This is a genomic window from Bacteroides sp. AM16-24 (assembly GCF_003471885.1).
GTDB lineage: Bacteria > Bacteroidota > Bacteroidia > Bacteroidales > Bacteroidaceae > Bacteroides.
The window spans coordinates 400,295-418,635 of sequence record NZ_QRKI01000001.1 but is presented as its reverse complement, the minus strand read 5'-3'; the positions used below and the strand labels follow the sequence as shown (position 1 = coordinate 418,635).

Annotated in this window: 12 protein-coding genes; 9 read left to right on the top strand and 3 right to left on the bottom strand. The window is 46.9% G+C overall.

Annotated features, from left to right (window positions below; genetic code table 11):
* Nucleotides 1-2: 2 nt before the first annotated feature.
* Nucleotides 3-2,348 (top strand): penicillin-binding protein 1C, encoded by a 2,346-nt coding sequence (gene pbpC / locus DW182_RS01570; RefSeq protein ID WP_118294421.1) that lies wholly within the window; start codon nucleotides 3-5, stop codon nucleotides 2,346-2,348.
* Nucleotides 2,349-2,373: 25 nt separating this feature from the next.
* Here the strand turns inward: pbpC and DW182_RS01565 are convergent, their stop codons facing one another.
* Nucleotides 2,374-4,098 carry an ATP-binding protein gene (locus tag DW182_RS01565; RefSeq protein WP_199678529.1) on the bottom strand — a complete coding sequence of 575 codons (1,725 nt, stop codon included), beginning with the start codon at nucleotides 4,096-4,098 and terminating at the stop codon, nucleotides 2,374-2,376.
* 540 nt (nucleotides 4,099-4,638) lie between these two features.
* Between DW182_RS01565 and DW182_RS01560 the strand changes: the two genes are divergently transcribed.
* From DW182_RS01560 to DW182_RS01525, 8 genes are all read left to right on the top strand, one after another.
* Nucleotides 4,639-5,661, top strand: a complete 1,023-nt coding sequence (locus DW182_RS01560; protein ID WP_118294420.1) for a DUF3575 domain-containing protein — start codon at nucleotides 4,639-4,641, stop codon at nucleotides 5,659-5,661.
* A gap of 58 nt (nucleotides 5,662-5,719) precedes the next feature.
* Entirely contained in the window at nucleotides 5,720-6,706 is a 987-nt protein-coding gene (locus tag DW182_RS01555; protein ID WP_147400095.1) for a fimbrillin family protein, read from the top strand.
* A 234-nt stretch (nucleotides 6,707-6,940) separates the two neighbouring features.
* Nucleotides 6,941-7,216: a hypothetical protein gene (locus tag DW182_RS01550; protein ID WP_118294418.1), complete on the top strand. Its 276-nt coding sequence runs from the start codon at nucleotides 6,941-6,943 to the stop codon at nucleotides 7,214-7,216.
* The gene (locus DW182_RS01545) at nucleotides 7,213-7,512 is read left to right on the top strand and encodes a type II toxin-antitoxin system RelE/ParE family toxin (RefSeq protein WP_118294417.1); all 300 of its coding nucleotides are present in this window, start codon (nucleotides 7,213-7,215) and stop codon (nucleotides 7,510-7,512) included. The genes DW182_RS01550 and DW182_RS01545 overlap by 4 nt, the downstream gene beginning before the upstream one ends.
* A 153-nt stretch (nucleotides 7,513-7,665) precedes the next feature.
* On the top strand, nucleotides 7,666-8,517 hold the full coding sequence (locus tag DW182_RS01540) for a fimbrillin family protein (RefSeq protein ID WP_158580777.1): 852 nt from the start codon (nucleotides 7,666-7,668) through the stop codon (nucleotides 8,515-8,517).
* A gap of 12 nt (nucleotides 8,518-8,529) precedes the next feature.
* The gene (locus DW182_RS01535) at nucleotides 8,530-10,551 is read left to right on the top strand and encodes a leucine-rich repeat protein (RefSeq protein ID WP_118294415.1); all 2,022 of its coding nucleotides are present in this window, start codon (nucleotides 8,530-8,532) and stop codon (nucleotides 10,549-10,551) included.
* A gap of 31 nt (nucleotides 10,552-10,582) precedes the next feature.
* Complete coding sequence (locus DW182_RS01530) at nucleotides 10,583-11,443, top strand: DUF4469 domain-containing protein (RefSeq protein ID WP_118294414.1); 861 nt, start codon at nucleotides 10,583-10,585, stop codon at nucleotides 11,441-11,443.
* Nucleotides 11,444-11,825: 382 nt separating this feature from the next.
* A complete protein-coding gene (locus DW182_RS01525) occupies nucleotides 11,826-13,817 on the top strand; it encodes a glucosamine-6-phosphate deaminase (RefSeq protein WP_118294413.1) in 1,992 nt (663 codons plus the stop codon).
* A gap of 143 nt (nucleotides 13,818-13,960) precedes the next feature.
* Here the strand turns inward: DW182_RS01525 and DW182_RS01520 are convergent, their stop codons facing one another.
* Nucleotides 13,961-16,111, bottom strand: coding sequence for a polysaccharide lyase family 8 super-sandwich domain-containing protein (locus DW182_RS01520; protein WP_227073241.1), 2,151 nt, complete (start codon nucleotides 16,109-16,111; stop codon nucleotides 13,961-13,963).
* Nucleotides 16,112-16,123: 12 nt separating this feature from the next.
* Nucleotides 16,124-18,337, bottom strand: a complete 2,214-nt coding sequence (locus DW182_RS01515; protein ID WP_118294411.1) for a glycoside hydrolase family 3 N-terminal domain-containing protein — start codon at nucleotides 18,335-18,337, stop codon at nucleotides 16,124-16,126.
* Between the last annotated feature and the right edge of the window lie 4 nt (nucleotides 18,338-18,341).

Genomic DNA, 18,341 nt, shown 5'->3' with positions numbered 1-18,341 from the left:
TCATGGGAGCTAAGATTATAAAGTACTTCAAACAACTGTCTATCACCAGAAAAGTAATACTCATACTTATTACAATTCTGGTGATAGCCTATATCTTTTGCCTCCCCCGGCAACTTTTCCATGTGCCCTACTCCACCGTTGTCACTGACCGGAACGGTGAATTACTGGGCGCACGCATTGCATCCGACGGTCAATGGCGTTTTCCGCCCCGGACCACTACTCCGGAGAAAGTAAAGCAATGTCTCATCACTTTCGAAGACAGGCATTTCTATCACCATTGGGGAGTCAATCCTGTCTCCACGGGCAGAGCCGCCTACCAAAACCTAAAGAATAAGCGCATTGTAAGTGGAGGAAGTACCCTCACCATGCAAACGATCCGTCTGGCAAGAAACGAATCGCGTACTTTTGGAGAAAAGTTCATAGAAATGATCTTGGCTACCCGACTTGAATTTCGTGCTTCAAAAGAGAAAATCTTGTCCATGTACGTTTCACACGCTCCTTTCGGAGGAAATGTAGTAGGACTCGATGCCGCCGCCTGGCGATATTTCGGACATTCGGCCGAAGAACTTTCCTGGGCGGAAGCAGCTATGCTGGCGGTACTTCCAAACGCACCCGCCATGATTCACCTTTCCAAATCACGACAATCACTGCTCAATAAAAGAAATCGTCTACTGAAACAACTGCGTGAGCGAAAGATTATAGATAGTTCCACTTACGAACTGGCCATCAGCGAACCACTACCCGATGAGCCTCATCCTCTCCCTCAAATAGCTCCTCACCTGGTCAGTCGCTTCTATCAGGAACGGAATGGGAAATATTCCGTATCAACCATCGACAGAGGTATTCAAAGCCAGATAGAGAATGCAGCCGAACGTTGGAGTAATGAATTTAACCGGAGTGATATACGCAACCTGGCTATTCTGGTGATTGATATCCGGACCAATCAGGTGGTAGCTTATTGCGGCAATGTAAACTTCGAACGGAAACAAAGCGGTAACCAGGTAGATGTAATTCAGGCACCCAGAAGTACGGGAAGTATTCTGAAACCATTTCTATATTATGCCATGTTGCAGGAAGGCAGCCTGCTACCTCATACACTACTGCCTGATATACCCATTAATATTAATGGCTTTACACCTCAAAACTTCAGTTTGCAGTTCGAAGGTGCTGTTCCTGCTTCAGAAGCACTTGCTCGTTCACTAAACATTCCGGCAGTAACGATGCTGCAAAAATATGGTGTTCCCAAGTTTCACACTTTCCTGAGGCAAATAGGTTTGAAGACAATCAACCGCCCCGCCTCCCATTATGGTTTATCACTTATCTTAGGCGGAGCGGAAGCCACCCTATGGGATGTAACCAATACATACGCACACATGGGACGGAGTTTATTGCAACTTCCACAAACGGAATGTAGTTTACTACTTTCAGATACTGAAGATTCGGAAAATTCCGAGGCAGTCACTTCTGCAAAGACAACGGACGTTTTTCAACCGGGAGCCGTATGGCAAACATTCAATGCTCTAACCGAGGTGAACCGTCCCGAAGAAATAGACTGGAAATCCATCCCTTCCATGCATCCCATCGCATGGAAGACCGGAACGAGTCATGGATTCCGCGATGCTTGGGCTGTAGGCGTCACCCCTCACTATGCCGTAGGTGTATGGGTGGGTAATGCTACCGGAGAAGGTAAACCCGGTCTTGTAGGAGCACGGACAGCCGGCCCGGTTCTGTTTGACATATTCAGCCTGCTTCCTCCTACACAATGGTTCAAACGTCCGGAGAATGTCTTTGTTAAGGCTGAAGTATGCCGGAAATCCGGACATCTGAAAGGCCGATTTTGCGAAGAAACAGACACCTTATTGATTCTTCCCGCCGGATTAAAGACGGAAGCTTGCCCTTATCATCACCTCATCACTCTCTCAGCCGATGAGACTCACCGTATCTATGAGAATTGTGCTAATCTGGAACCTACCATCCAGAAATCCTGGTTCACTTTGCCGCCCGTCTGGGAATGGTATTACAGACAACATCATCCGGAATACAGTCCGCTTCCTCCCTTCAAGCCGGGTTGCGGAGAAGATGCCCTCCAACCAATGCAGTTCATCTACCCGCCCATGAATGCACGGATTGTATTATCCCGGCAGATGGATGGAAGCAAAGGTTTCATCACCGTCGAACTGGCGCACAGTAACCCCGGCACCACCATCTATTGGCATCTCGACAACAGTTATCTGACTCAAACGCAGGACTTTCATAAAATCTCCCTGCAACCCAAACCGGGGAAGCATTCGTTGACGGCCGTAGATGACGCAGGGAATACGGCTTCCACGACTTTCTTTGTGGAATAGTCTATTGCAAATTATAACCTCGCACTCAGACTTCCTCCATCCGCTCCAGTTCGCAACCCCGGAATTGCATCACAATGCAATGCAATTCTGTGTTCTGTATCAATTGGCGAACCTTCGGCGCAGCGGCATATCCTTTTATCTGATCCACGGCTTCCTGCCATTGCGCTTCCGCTTTCGCACTTGAATCCTTTGAGGAAAGATATTTCAATTCCACAATATAACTATGCTTCACGTCATAGTGCAGCAGATCCGGCATCAGGAACAGATCGCAATAACCATGATTCAGTTCTACTTCCGGAGCAGTCAGATAGTAAGCGTTCACACTGAGATAAGCGGTAAAGAACCCCTGAATGTTACGTTCGCCCTCAATGGCGCTCCGCACGGAGGAATTCGCTTTGTAGGCGTGGGCAATAAACTCGAGCGACTCACGCCAATGACCGTCGTAGGCCATTTCATAATACATCAGGCCCAGATCATTCAGGTTAATATGGCGTTTGTCCTGGTACTCCTCTAACAAAAACTCATAATATTGCTTCCGTACATTGTTGTTGGGAATACTCAATACTACATAATTCCCACGTGTAGCGGTAATAGTCAGCATACCATAATAGAAGAGCAGGCTGGGGAATATTTCCGGATTAGCTATTTCGGTGGCAGGGAAAGTATTTACCAAGGTGGCTACAATCTGCCCCTCTTCCGTTATTTTGCGTAATACACCCTTGCGGTTGCCGTCCAACTTGTCCAGACGGATGAGTTTCTTCATCTTGCTGTAATCCGTACGGGTATTGGGGTCTATCATCTCCTTGGGAGACTTACCTAAATCTATATAGTTGCGCAAATAGTAAAGCACCATGTCACAATTGAACATCTTCGGGTCACGTTCCAGACTCTCTTCTGCGAAACAGTAATTGTCATACCACGGTTTCATCTCCTGAATCATCGTTTCCACGTCCGCCTCTTCCGGTAGTTTTCCCGCCTCCTTATAATATTGAAGCATCGTGCGCACGTCCGTCTCGCTGAAGCCCAGCATCATATTGAACTGATGTTTGGTGCTGATATTCCAGCCGATATTGAATCCGCTGGTCAGGTCGTCCAGAGTGACGGGACTGACACCGGTCATGAAGATACGCTTGAACATTCCTTTGAACTTCTTGAACACTTCCCGATAGAAACCGCTGGCATGCGTCAAGGCATGATAAATACCTTCTCCTTGTTCGTTGAGTACCATATTGGTGAAGTTGTCATATTCATCGACGATAAGATAGAGTTTGGCGCCGTATTGACGTGACTTCCGTTCCAGAAGATTCAGCTTGTTGGTGGAGCCGTACTGTTCCTTCATCTCCTGCTGGAAACCGAGGTAATAATAAGGCTCATAAATGGAAGCGAAATCGTCCAAGCCGCCACAGCAATAGTCGTCAAAGTTCTCGGCGAGCGATCTGTCCAGTCCTCCCACCCGTGAGAAATCCATATAGAGTATTTGGAACGTTCCTTGCAGGGGCGTGGGGTGCTCTCCTACCCAAAGGTTCCCGAAACGCTTCTGGAACATTTCTTTCTGGGAGATGTCGTAGTATGCCCTGAGCATACTCAGAAAGATACTTTTACCAAAACGGCGGGGACGGATAAAAAAGAGACTGTCGGGTTGGTCTTCCAACAAAGGCAGGTACATAGTCTTGTCTACATAATATTGATTCTGCTCCACCACTTCCACGAAGTTGGAGACGCCATAGGGAATTCTTTTCACATTTTCCATAATTGCTCCTGTTTTGGGGTTCATACACAAGAAGTGAGACAAATGTAGTCTATTCCAACGGAAAGAACAAAGATAGGGGAAGAAAGTTTTATTAGGAGGCTTACGGCAAAGCTCGTAACTGATTCATATCCGCTTAAACATGAACTAAATTCACCTGCTGATCCACATTAAATAAGTAATGAATATCCTATTCTTTAGGAAGAGAATTTGCATAAAGATATATATTTCCACCAGCAAAACACTTAAAATATTACAAATCAACCAACTATCCATTCATCAAGTTACTTCCTTACGAAACCGAAAGCAGGCTGTAAAACAAACAATTACCTATACACGCCTGTACAATTAAACGTTCGTTTAAAGGACGTGCAAATATAGCAATATTTTATACACCAAGTATAAATATCAGTAACTTTTTTTACTATTATATCCTTCTAACTGTCAGTTATCAGGCTCATAGTCTTATCAAAGATTAGAAAAATGGCAGTAAAATGCCTTTTAAACGAACGTTTAATGGACACCCTATAAAACCTACTATTTATGCACACGATAAAACAGACATTACCTCCCTCCAATTCCCCGAATAACTTCCGGAACACGAGCTTATTATCTCTGAATATATCATCTCAATATAACGACAATGAATCAGTAAAATTGGTAAAACTACTGATGTTATCCTGTATAGCAGGATACCTTCTCCCCTTGAATGCACAAAAAACGACTTCCCGTGTCGCTCTCACCACCAACTTCCTTTCGTGGGCAACCCTTGCCCCCAACCTCGGAACCGAAATATATATAGGTAAGAAACTTTCCATAGCCGCCGACGGCAGTTACGGTATGTGGAATTACGGGCATACCCACGGCAACATACAGACCTGGAGCGCAGGAGGCGAAGCCCGTTACTGGCTGCCACCTCCTGCTGGGAATCTCACCCTACACGCAGCAACTGCTCACCCTCACCCTGCACTACGCCGAGGGAGAACCGCAGACCGAAACCTACGACCTCACCCGCCTGCTGGCAGGCTTCAACAACTTCGAAGCGGGAAGCGGCACGGACGCCTTCGTCCTGAGCGGCAACCTGTCGCTGGACCAGAGCATCGAAGAGGCAGGCATCACCGGAAGTATCAACGACTGGACCACAGGCACAGAGACGGATATGGACGCAGACAACGAATAAAAACAATCAATACCGAGTATATGAAGTATCTAAGCATTCTTGCAGTCCTCGCACTATTGACGGGCTGCACAAACGACGAAAACGCACCGGACACGGACAGCGGCGACCGGGTAGCCGTGAGCCTCTCCGCAGGAATCGGGCAGACAAGCCACGCCACGCAGACCCGCTCCCTCAACGACCAATGGACGGCAGGAGACTCCATCGGCACCCAGAACTACACCCTGAAAGCAACGGATAAGAACGGGGTGTTCGAAAGCGGAAAGAGCTATACCCTGGCCGTCACCGTGAACCGCACGGAAGCCTCCATGACCGTGAGCATCGGCCAGTGGCAGGAAGGAGGAGAGAGTGAAGGAGATGCGGGGATGGAGATAAATATTAAATATTAAGTATAAGGTGATTGATAATGTATATAATGTATATAAACTATTTAAACAAGTAAAAGATATGAGAGCAAGTAAGATTTTGATGGCTACGGCCATGACGACCGCTATTTTCGCCCTGGGCGCATGCGGCAACAGCGACGAACCGGAAGTGGTGGACATCACGAAGCCGATTAGTCTGGACTTCGGACTGACAGCGACACAGACACGTGTCACTATTGAAGACGATGCGAGTTTTGAAGCGGGAAACAGTATCGGCATCTATATGGGAGAGCCGCAGGATGATAATGCTAAAGGCGCTTTGGGAAGCCTGGATAAGTATAATAATGTGAAGTATACATACGGTAGCGGTTCATGGTCAGGCGATGCTATCTACTGGCAGAACACGTCGCAGTATCATACGCTGTATGCCTACTCGCCTTACGACGGAGCTATGAGCCAGACCAACACCACTATCGAATTTGAACTGAAGGCAGACCAACTCGATGGCGCTAACTACAAAGCCGTAGACTTCCTTTGGAAAAGCACCGCCCCGGTGAAAGCACGTACAGACGCTTTGCCTATGGTGCTGGAACATAAGATGAGCCTAATAAAGGTGACCATCACTAGAGGCAATGATATGACAAGTGAGGAACTGGCTGCTATGGACATGGTAATTAATGCCCCCAACGGCATAAAGGCTAAAGGGGAATTCGACCTGAAAACCGGTACATGTAAAGCGGCAAGCGAGCAAGGCGTCCCTTCCGCCCTGACAACCGTCAATCCCTACCGGACTGGCAATGTATTCTATGCCATCGTGATGCCAGGCACTACATTCACAAATGGCGACGATTTCGTCACATTGACCGCTTTGGACGCTACTCCTTATATCTATAAGCTGAGTGTCAGCGGTGATGGTTCACTTGCTATGGTGGGTGGCAAAAAGTACGAATTCACCCTCAAAGCCAATAAGGTAGGCATAGAACTGATACAGTTCACGATTGATTCATGGGATGCCGGTAGTGGTGATGATAACGGCAATGCCGACATGGTAGTCCCTGCCCACCCCTAATCTCTCCCCCCTCTCCGCCCCGGACGCCATGCGTCAAGTCCGGCACCGCCTGCTTCGCAACGGGGGTGGAACAAAAACAGTGATTAGTCACTAACGAAACGCTCTTTGACAGACTGGGAAACGGAAAATAAAGGGAATACCTCACAACGCCTTACGGGAACTTTTGTTATCTTTGCATCGTTGTATTGCTACAATAGAGTAAAAACAGATAGGAGGAAACGGATTATGAGAACAATGGAACTAAGAACATCTTTGATAAGCGAAGTAAGCGCTTTGCTCGATAACGATGAACTGATGAGTGAAGCTATTCATTTATTGAGAGGGTTACGTAGCCGTGTGAAAGGCTATGCCCGCCAGGAAGAGGAATCTTGCAATCATGTAGTGAGCGAACCTCCCTGTCAATATACGATGAATGAAATGCAAGAACATTTAGAGCTAAGTCGCCAAGATATAAAAAGCGGGAGGTGCTACACTCAGGAAGACATGAAGAAAAAATACGGTAATGTATGAAGATAATCTGGTCATTCACTGCAGAGAAAGATTTGGATGCTATACGTACTTATTATTTACAATTCAGTGATAGAACCGCTGCACGCATTTGTGGTAATATTCTCGCAACGTCCGACAAGCTTCTGAATTTCCCTTTAGCGGGAAGGCAAGAGCCTAAGTTGGGACCGGGAATACGCGCTTTGGTTGCCGATGCGTATTATACACTAATATATGAGTTAAGTAACGATATCATTTATATTCATGCGGTCTGGGATGTTCGGCAAAGTCCGGATAAACTGGCTGAACATATTAAGTAGCTATACCTGCCTTTATTTTTCACGTCCCGCCACCCGCCTGCCCTTCTTCGTGCAGCCGGATGCCGGGACGCTTTCCGTTTTCCCCGTCTCATGTCAGAGCAGCATTTCCACCGAACGAACCGAATGGAAACAATGCATAAAAGTAACAATGATATGAGAACAAGAAAAGCATTACTCAACCTGCGGCACTCCTTGCTGCTTACGGCAAGCACCGCCCTGCTGCTCACAGCAGCCACCGCCCTGCTCAACGCTTGCGGCACCGACGACAGCCTCGCAGCCGTCCCCGTCACCCCCGACGCCGACGACCTCACCGGACAGCCCATCCACTTCGGCGCCCTCACCCTGACCGACGCCGACATACAAGCCGGCACCCGCGCCGCCAAAGACCTCACCACCGATGGCACCACCATGACCGTCATCATGACCGTGGAGGGCAGTCCATCTCTCCGGAAGATGGCGGACTATAAGTACACCGGCGGTTCCTGGCAGGCAATAAATGCCTCAGGGAACGTCTCCGCTGGCGACGGCTTGCGCTGGCAGAACAGCACCACGAAGCACAGCTTCACCGCCTACAGCCCACGGCTGACGGCTGAAGAGAAGGAAAATGCAATGCCACCCATCATCACCTTGCCAGATGAATACAAAGCTGATAACATCGCTTCATACGATTATCTGATGACCCGGAATGCAACCGAAGTGATGCCCTCAAAATCCGCCGCCATTCCCCTCGGCTTTATCCACCTGCTGGCACGGATAGAGGTGACCGCGGGAAGCGACAAAGTAACAGTGATTGGCGCCAAGGAATCCAATGCCGCCGGAAGCACCAACAGAAAGAACATCAAGCTATGGAATAACAGCAAAGTGCATACCGGATATCTGCTGCCCGGAGAAACTTTCGGGAAGGAAGCGGAAGAGCTTGGTGTTAATGTTGCAGGATTCTGTTATTCACCCTTTCCATCGGTCACTACCGTCTCCGGAGCCATCACTAAATTCACCGTTAAATAATCCCTCATCCCAATGAAGACAACCCTATACCGCCACTTGTCCGCAGCCGTCCTCTGCCTGTCGGCAATGCTACTTATCGCCTCGTGCGACAAAGACAAGGATAACAATAACTCATCCACCAACGTCAATGCCTTGCCACTGAACAATATCACCACCCGGGGAGCAACCGGAAGCGACTTCACCGACGGACAACAGTTGACAGCCAAACTTACCTGCGGAAACATCACCAAGACGACTACCCTGACTTACAGTAGCGCAGAAAACGAGTGGAACAGCGTAGACGACCTCTATTGGCAGAGCAGCACCACAGAGCACACCCTGCTCATCTATAGCGCCAAAAACGCCACCATCATTCTACCCACGACTCCCTCAACCACAGCCAGTGAGGCAAACTATTACCTGAAGGAAGACCGCCTCTACTATCGCAGCACGGTCACCGCTCCCAATATCCCTGCCAGCATCCTGCTGGAACACGCTCTGGCAAAGCTGACCGTGAAGTTACAACCGGGTTCGGACATGACTGCCGATGAACTGACCAGCATCAGCGTAAAAGTATCGGGAGTATATACACAAGGAACCGTGAATACCACCGCAGGAGATGAGAATGAGGGCAAGGCAGGCAATGGCAGCACCTCCAATACCATCACTCTCTGCCAACCAAACACCGCCACCCAGGAGTATTGCACCCTGCTGATACCGGAACAGGCACTAACGCCCGCCATCACCGTCAACATGAATGGAACGGACTATACCTACACCGCCACGCAAAAGATAACCACCGCCGCCGGACAGAACCACACCTACATCCTGAGCCTGAACCGCACCGGCATCACCGGCATCTCCGCCACCGTAGAGGAATGGAGCGGCAGCAACGATGCCGCCACGGAGATTCAGATGAACGAGATTACGATAGACAATAGCAGTGAAGGCGGCCTTGAAAACCTGCTGAAAAACCAAGGAATAGATAATGACAGCTGGAAGTATAATAAAGTAATCATCACCGGGACACTGAATGATGCGGACTACGCCACACTGAAAACATACGTGAACAGCGGAAAAATCAGAGGTATCAAATTTCCTGCAGGGGAAGAAATACCGAATGACGCTTTCAAGGGATGCAACAATTTAATCAGTGCAGACTTAACGGGGGTAGTCACTATCGGGGATTGTGCTTTCGGCGAAAGCGGTCTGACATCAGTCACGCTATCAGAGGGGCTGACAAGAATTGGAGACTCGGCTTTCTTTCGAAATAAGAGTTTGACGAACATCACCGTTCCGGCCTCGGTTAAGACTTGGGGGGAGTGGCTTTTTTCTGAAAGTGGCCTGATATCAGTCACGCTATCGGAAGGGCTAGAAGCGATTGGAGAAGTGGCATTCAGTGATTGTAAGAGTTTAATGAGTGTCACCATTCCGGCCTCAGTTAGGACTTGGGGAAATCAGGCTTTCTCTGGTAGCGGCCTGACATCAGTCACGCTATCGGAAGGGCTGGAAGCGATTGGAGAATTCGTATTCAGTGATTGTAAGAGTTTGACGAACATCACCATTCCGGCCTCGGTTAGGACTTTGGAAAGTCAGGCTTTCTCTGGTAGCGGCCTGACATCAGTCACACTATCAGAAGGGCTGGAAGCGATTGGAGAATTCGTATTCAGTGATTGTAAAAGTTTGACGAACATCACCATTCCGGCCTCGGTTAGGACTTGGGGAAGTCAGGCTTTCTCTGGTAGCGGCCTGACATCAGTCACACTATCAGAAGGGCTGGAAGCGATTGGAGATATAGCATTTTGGTCTTGTCCCTTAGAAAAAGTAGCCCTGTCCGGTGACAAAAGCATTAGTGTATACAACAATGCTTTTGATAACACCCCCGCTACCAAATTCCTCTTCCTCTACCACAGCACCATGAGCAGCGAAGAGGCCATCACCAACTGGAAGACCTGGGGCTCCACCACCTGGTCAAAAATATACTATAGCTACAAAGGCTCCGACAACGACAAGCTGGAACCCGGCAGTTACAATAGCAGTTATCAACAACAATAATTATTCACCCTCTAAACCATCAAAAGTAACAATGGCAAAGACCTCTCAACGAGCCAAGCTCGTACTCAAAGCACGTGAAAACCTGCTTACCAAAGACATAAAGAACGACTACTACCTCACCGTGAAGTCGCAACGCACCCTCACCCTGGCCGACCTCGCCAAGGAAGTGGCCGCCACGCACGGCCATCAGAATCAGAGCGAAGTGGAAATGCTCACCCGCAAAACCCTGGAACTCGCCGCCTGGTACCTCTCCAACGGCTTCGGCATCACCACCCCGCTGGGCTATTATCACACCACCGTCTCCGGCTCCCTGCTGGACAGCGAACTCAGCGCCGCCCCCGACCGTTCGAAGTTGAAACTCGGCATCAGCTACGCCATGAGCGACCTCATGCGCCAGTTCCTCACCGAAGCCGAACTGGACCTGGAAATAGACAAAGCAAAAACCGGCCCGCAACTCTTCTCCGTGGTCAGCGCACAGGATGCCCAGCACCCCGATGCAGCCACCCGTGGCAACAGCGTCCCCGTGGCAGCCGGCGAAGCCTGCATCATCAAAGGCCGTAACCTCAAGGTGGGCGGGCCCGCCGAAGCCAACGCAGGCATCACGCTCACCCGTCAGGACAAGCAGGGCGTAACCCCGGTATTCATCCCCGCCACACGCCTCTTCCCCAACACCCCCACACAGGTGGGCTTCGTGATGCCCGCCTCCGCCGAAGAAGGCTCCGTATGGCAAGTGAAGCTCTGCACACAGATAGGAGCCAACAGCAGCCAACTGCTGAAGGAACCCCGCACGGTGGTGATGGACAACAACTTCGTGGTAGGCCAGCCTGCCGAGGAAACTCCCGGCAGTGGCAGCGGCGGCGACGGCGGAATAGAAGACGACCCGCTGGGATAAGAAAAGAAGAGGCTGATTTTCTCATAGCCAGTGAGAGCCTCCTCTCACGATGTGTGACAGGAGGCTCTCATGCGTTGTGACAGCAGGCTCTCACGCATTGTGAGAGGAAGCTGTCATGCTCCCCACACAGGAAGCTGTCCCCCAAGCATGACAAAAAGCCCCACCTCAACACCTTTTTTAGGCTTTTTAAAGAAAATACCTAAAAGGAGTGAGTGCTTTGTTGCTAAAAAGTGCCTACATTTGTACCCCGAAACAGTGCGGCAAAAAACACCTTGTTCCGAAAAACAACCCCACCACTTACATAAGTGAACATTGTTTTTCGTATATTTGTTAAATCTTAGAAGCGACAAGCTTTAATCAATTTATTAATACTAAATAAGTTATGAAAACCAATCTTAGTTCTCAAATCACTCTCAACAGAGTCTCCCCCAGGTATTACAGACCTGAGAATGCATTTGAAAGGTCAGTATTGACCCGACTGGAAAAAATCCCCGCTGACATCTACGAATCAGCCGAGGAAGGTGCAAACCACATTGCCTGCGAAATAGCCCAACTGATTCGCGACAAACAAAAAGCCGGACGTTTTTGCGTATTGGCGTTGCCGGGCGGTAATTCTCCCCGCAATGTATATTCAGCCCTTATCCGGATGCATAAAGAAGAAGGTCTGAGTTTCCGCAATGTCATCATATTCAACCTTTACGAATATTATCCGCTCACAGCAGATGCTATCAACAGCAATCTGAATGCCCTGAAAGAGATGTTTCTTGATCATGTAGACATCGACAAGCAGAATATTTTCAGTCCGGACGGTACTATCCCCAAAGATACGATCTTCGAATATTGTCGTTTGTACGAGCAGCGCATCGAAAGCTTTGGCGGGCTGGATGCCGTATTACTCGGTATCGGCCGTGTAGGTAATATCGGTTTCAACGAACCGGGTTCCCGTCTGAACTCCACTACCCGCCTCATTTTGCTGGACAATGACTCACGCAACGAGGCGTCCAAAATGTTCGGGAGCATTGAAAGCACACCGATCAGCTCTATCACAATGGGTGTATCCACCATTCTGGCAGCCAAGAAAATCTTCTTGATGGCATGGGGTGATGATAAGGCCAAAATGGTGAAAGAGTGTGTAGAAGGTACAGTAACAGATACTATTCCGGCATCTTACCTGCAAACGCACAACAATGCCCATGTAGTTATCGACCTTTCCGCAGCTGGCAACCTGACGCGTATCCACCGTCCGTGGTTAGTGACTTCATGTGAATGGAACGACAAACTGATCCGCAGTGCCATCGTATGGTTGTGCCAACTGACAGGAAAGCCTATCCTGAAACTTACCAATAAGGATTACAATGAAAACGGTTTAAGTGAATTGTTGGCTCTGTTCGGTTCTGCATATAATGTAAATATCAAAATATTCAACGATCTGCAACATACCATTACCGGCTGGCCGGGTGGCAAACCGAATGCAGACGATACTTATCGTCCCGAACGCGCAAAACCGTATCCGAAACGGGTCGTTGTATTCTCTCCGCATCCCGATGACGACGTTATCTCTATGGGAGGCACCATCCGTCGTCTGGTAGAGCAAAAGCATGATGTACACGTGGCTTACGAAACCTCCGGTAACATTGCCGTAGGCGACGAAGAAGTAATCCGTTTTCTGCACTTTATCAACGGTTTCAATCAAATCTTCAATAACAGCGAAGACAAAGTGATTACCGACAAGTATGCAGAGATCCGTAAGTTCCTGAAAGAGAAAAAAGACGGTGACATCGACACACGCGATATTCTTACCATTAAAGGTTTGATACGTCGTGGTGAAGCACGCACCGCCTGTACATACAATAACATCCCACTGGATCATTGTCATTTCCTTGATCTGCCGTTCTATGAAACCGGTCGTATTCAGAAAGGTCCGCTGACTGAAGCTGATGTGGAAATCGTACGTAACCTGTTGCGTGAAGTGAAACCTCACCAAATATTCGTTGCCGGCGACCTTGCCGACCCGCACGGCACACACCGTGTCTGCACCGATGCCGTATTTGCAGCTATCGACCTGGAAAAAGAAGAAGGTGCAAAATGGCTGAAAGACTGCCGCATCTGGATGTATCGCGGTGCATGGGCTGAATGGGAAATTGAGAACATTGAAATGGCAGTGCCTATCAGTCCTGAAGAACTCCGCGCCAAACGCAATTCTATCCTGAAACACCAGTCTCAGATGGAAAGTGCACCGTTTTTGGGCAACGACGAACGTCTGTTCTGGCAACGCAGCGAAGACCGTAACCGTGGTACTGCTGCATTGTATGATAGCCTTGGTCTGGCATCTTACGAAGCAATGGAGGCGTTTGTGGAATATATTCCGTTGTAAATCACTAACAAAGAAATAAAGAAAAAAAGGTTGCAGTGTTTTATCACTGCAACTTTTTTTCATTTAACATTCTCATCAGCTTCATTTTCGTGTGATCTCTATCTCACCAAGATTTTCTTCATTACCATGACTCATTCAACAGATTATTCGGAGAATATGGCAACAGTTCCCTTATATTCGCCTTCAGGCAATTTGATTTCTCTCTTGTCTCCATTAAATGTCACCTCCATAAATGCTTCTGTCTGAGTTGGATCCGAAGCATATACCTTCCACCCCTTCTTATAAGTATGCAGAATAAAAAGCCCCTTTTTATTGCTTTCAAACTTTAGTTTACCGGACAAGGAAATACTTCCGGCTTCATACAATGCAAGTAAATATGTATCTTGATCCAGTTGGACAGCCTGACATTGACTAGTATTACTGATTATTTTGAATGAAGATAAATCAAAGCGTTGTACTTGCTTAGGAGTGGTAGCCGGCAATATTATGTACTGATATGAATCATTTTGTGGAAGAATCCCATGATCTATATAGATAGTAAATACATCTTTTGTCTGCAATTCACTTTTAGGATATATCTTCATGATATCATTCCAGAAATTCGTACGCTGTTCAGAAAATATACGCCCTTTACCTTCCAGTAAAATATATCCGGTCTGACGATGAAAGAAGCGCTGGGGATTCTCACAAGAAAAATTCAAATCCTTCACAACCTCCCACTTCCCTTTATGCAGATGTAGTAAATCATCTCTCAGCACAGCCTGCTCTACAGAAGTATTCACCTGATAACTGCTATCCGAACGAATGCCCGCTCCTAAACACAAGATATAATCCGGTGTAAAAATCCATGTTTTTCTAGCATAAAGCCCATCCCTTACTAAATCCATCGAGGTAAGACCAATAACGCCATCATTCACATTTCCTACGAACGAACCTTTATTTTGCTTTTCAAGCCATCCCATCACATGGACAGCCTTATCTTCTTGATAGCAAGTTACACCAGGCACTTTACGCCAATCCCAACAAGGAAATACATCCGTATACTCATCACCATCCACATAAGTATAGAGAGCACCGTCTGCCAGATAATACCCCTTTACATTATCAGTGCCCGACTCTGTACCAATCACCCTGTCCGATGCCATCCTCACAGATGCCATCCAAGTGGGACAACGATGGATTGTCATATCTGATTTCCAGAAATGATACTGCCCTAACAACGAAGTTGGAGTATTACCAAGGTTTTCATCAATCAAGAGCTGATAGGTATTACTGTCTTTACTATTCACCTGCGCCAACATATTGGCAGAGAACAAACTCGAAAAAGCTTTGTTTCGCTGTGCCTGCTTGTAAAGCTGTCTTCCGAGATTATTTACATCCATCTTGTTTTTCCACAGAATTCTCCGTACACCTTCATTAGTATAGTTAGTTATAATCTGAAAACGCTCCTCATCCAATGCCAACGAAGTGTCATCAAGAATATATGCCCAGAAACTCATAGTAGCCAAATAAGCTGCACCATAATTCCCGACCTGCTGTTGAGGTCCATGTTGATGAAAACTATAATCAACCTTAATTCCTTCTGATTTACCATAAGCCATCTTGATCTCATCGTTTATAGCATTCCTTGCTTTCCACACTAGTTGAAGGTCATTCAGCAACAAACCTTTCACCAACACATTGCCGGCTAACCAAACCTTATTTTGAGCTGTCATCCCTATCTTTGCCTGACTCATCACTTCTATAGCGTGTTTCTTTTCTTCCGTCGACAATTGATCTTCAAATAAGATAAACACAGCTCCCAGTACTTTAGGTATACCAATTTCATTATACCACCAATTGGCAGCTATCGGCTTCATTCGAAACCAATAGCCTATGGCTTTATGGATAGCCTCTGCAACCTCAGCCGATTTATAAAAATCATGCTCCGGATTACTATAAACTTTAGTCAGCTCAAGCACACGGGCTGCATGAATCCGCGGAAGCCAGCTGGCAGCCTTGCTATTAGTAAAATCAAGGTCACTCCAACTACCCTCCTCACTCAAGTCTGATAATAATTGACGAACGTACCCGACTTCTATCGGGCAACGTTCCATCAATTCTACAACCATCTGATCACCGACGATCTTTTCATGCGAAGTCTGACACATCAGCCGTATTAGCTGCTGTTCTGATTTGTTTTTATACAATATACTTTCTATATACTTCTGCCTGATGATGGATAAATCATCGGCTTTCAATCCCAAAGTAAAAATGAAAATGAAAAGTAAAAGTACAAAAACATAGCGTATCATATGTGATGCCATTTATTTCTCTATAAGTTCAAATTCTGTAACTTTCAAATTATCCGAACTGTTCCCGACAAAAAGTTTAAAGCTACCCGGCTCTGTTACGAACTGTCTATCTGCATTAAAGAACCCCAGTTCCTGTTCTGACAGAGTAAATTCAATCTTCCGGGTTTCTCCGGGTAACAATTCTATTTGCCGGATTCCACACAATTCAAGAACCGGACGGGTCACGGAACTGGCAACGTCCTGCAAATAAAGCTGGACGGTTTCTTTGCCCGTATACTTTCCCGTATTCTTAACAAAAGTAGTCACGACCACTGACTCTCCTGACCTATATTCTTTTTTTGATATCACAGGAGCAGCAATTTCAAAAGTTGTATAGCTCAAACCATATCCGAATGCATAAGCAGGTTTCACACTCTCATCCATATAACCGCTTACCCACGGATTGTTTGGTGTCCAAGCACGACCTGTACTTTTATGATTGTAATATATCGGACACTGACCTACATGACGGGGAAATGTCATTGGCAATTTACCAGACGGATTATAGCTACCAGTAAGCACATCTGCTATAGAATTACCAGCTTCCGTACCTAACCACCAAGTCACAAGAATGGCATCGGTATAAGGTTCCATATCGGAGAAAATCAACGGACGACCACCCATAACCAAAGTTACAACAGGTTTCCCGGCCTTTTCTTTTATTTGTTTCACCATCAACTGCTGATTGGCATTGACACTAATATCAACTTTCGATTTCGCTTCTCCGGAATCCATGGCACGCTCTCCTACCGATACAATAAGCACATCATAACCAGAAAGATCCGGTAATGGTTTCAATTCATTCGTTTCCAAATCATAACCTTCTATATAGGTAACCTTAGCCTTGGAAAAAGCAGCTTTCAAACCATCAAAAACAGAAATCACCTCTTCTGCCTTGCCAATGGCAGACCAATTCCCCAGCATATCCTTATTAGCCTTATTCAAGGGACCGATTAAAGCTATATTACGTACGGTTGACGCAATAGGCAGAACATTCTGATTTTTCAGCAGGACGATTGAACCGGCTCCAGCTTCACGGGCTACTTTCCTGTGAACCGCATTCACTTTCTTGTCTCCGATTTCCTTCTCACGATAATTATAACGATAAGGGTCATCAAACAAGCCCAATTCGAATTTTACCGTTAAGATACGTTTTACAGCATCATCAATCAAAGTAATGTCTACAGCGCCCTCTTTCACTAAATCTACCAGATGCCTGGCATAAGTCATAGAATGCATATCCATGTCACAACCTGCAATAGCAGCCAGACGTCCTGCATCTTTATTGTCTTTTGCCATCCGGTGTTTGGCAATCTCACTAACAGAACCCCAGTCACTGACTACAAAGCCTGTGAATCCCCATTCTCCCTTCAAAACATCCCTTAAAAGAGGCTTATGGGCAGTTGCCGGAATACCGTTTATCTCATTAAAAGCATTCATAAAAGTGCCCACTCCGGCTTCTACTGCAGCCCGGAATGGTGGTAAATATACTTGTTGAAGTGTATGTTCCGAGATATCAGCTTCGGCATAATCTTTACCTGCTACCGCCGCTCCATAAGCAGCAAAATGCTTCGCACAAGCAAGCACTGTGTTTCTATCATTATAATTGATACCCTGAAAACCTTCTACACGAGCCTTTGCCACCTGACTACCATACCAAGGGTCTTCACCAGCTCCTTCCATCGAACGCCCCCAACGGGCATCCCTGGAGATATCAACCATGGGGGCAAACGTCCAGTGAATCCCATGGGCAGAAGTCTCCTCCGCCGCCACACTGGCTATTTTTTTTATCAATTCCAGATTAAAACTGGCAGCTTCAGCCATCGGTATCGGGAAAATAGTCCTCATCCCATGTACAACATCCAAACCAAAAATCAACGGAATCCTCAAACGGGACTGCATAGCCAAATCCTGATATTGCCTTGCACGCTCTACAGTCAATATATTAAAAATAGAACCTACCTCACCACGTTTGATTTCTTCCGTATGATTACGACTGTCAAGAGAAGGTCCGGTCAGAAGCTTATTATTGGAATACTGAATCATTTGCCCGACTTTTTCTTCCAAAGTCATAAGATTCAGTACAGAATCTACTTGATGGGTATAATCCTTCTTCCTTGTCTGAGCAGACAAGGAAGTTGCCATAATCCCTAGAATTATTGCACACAAAAGACTATTCTTTTTCATATTA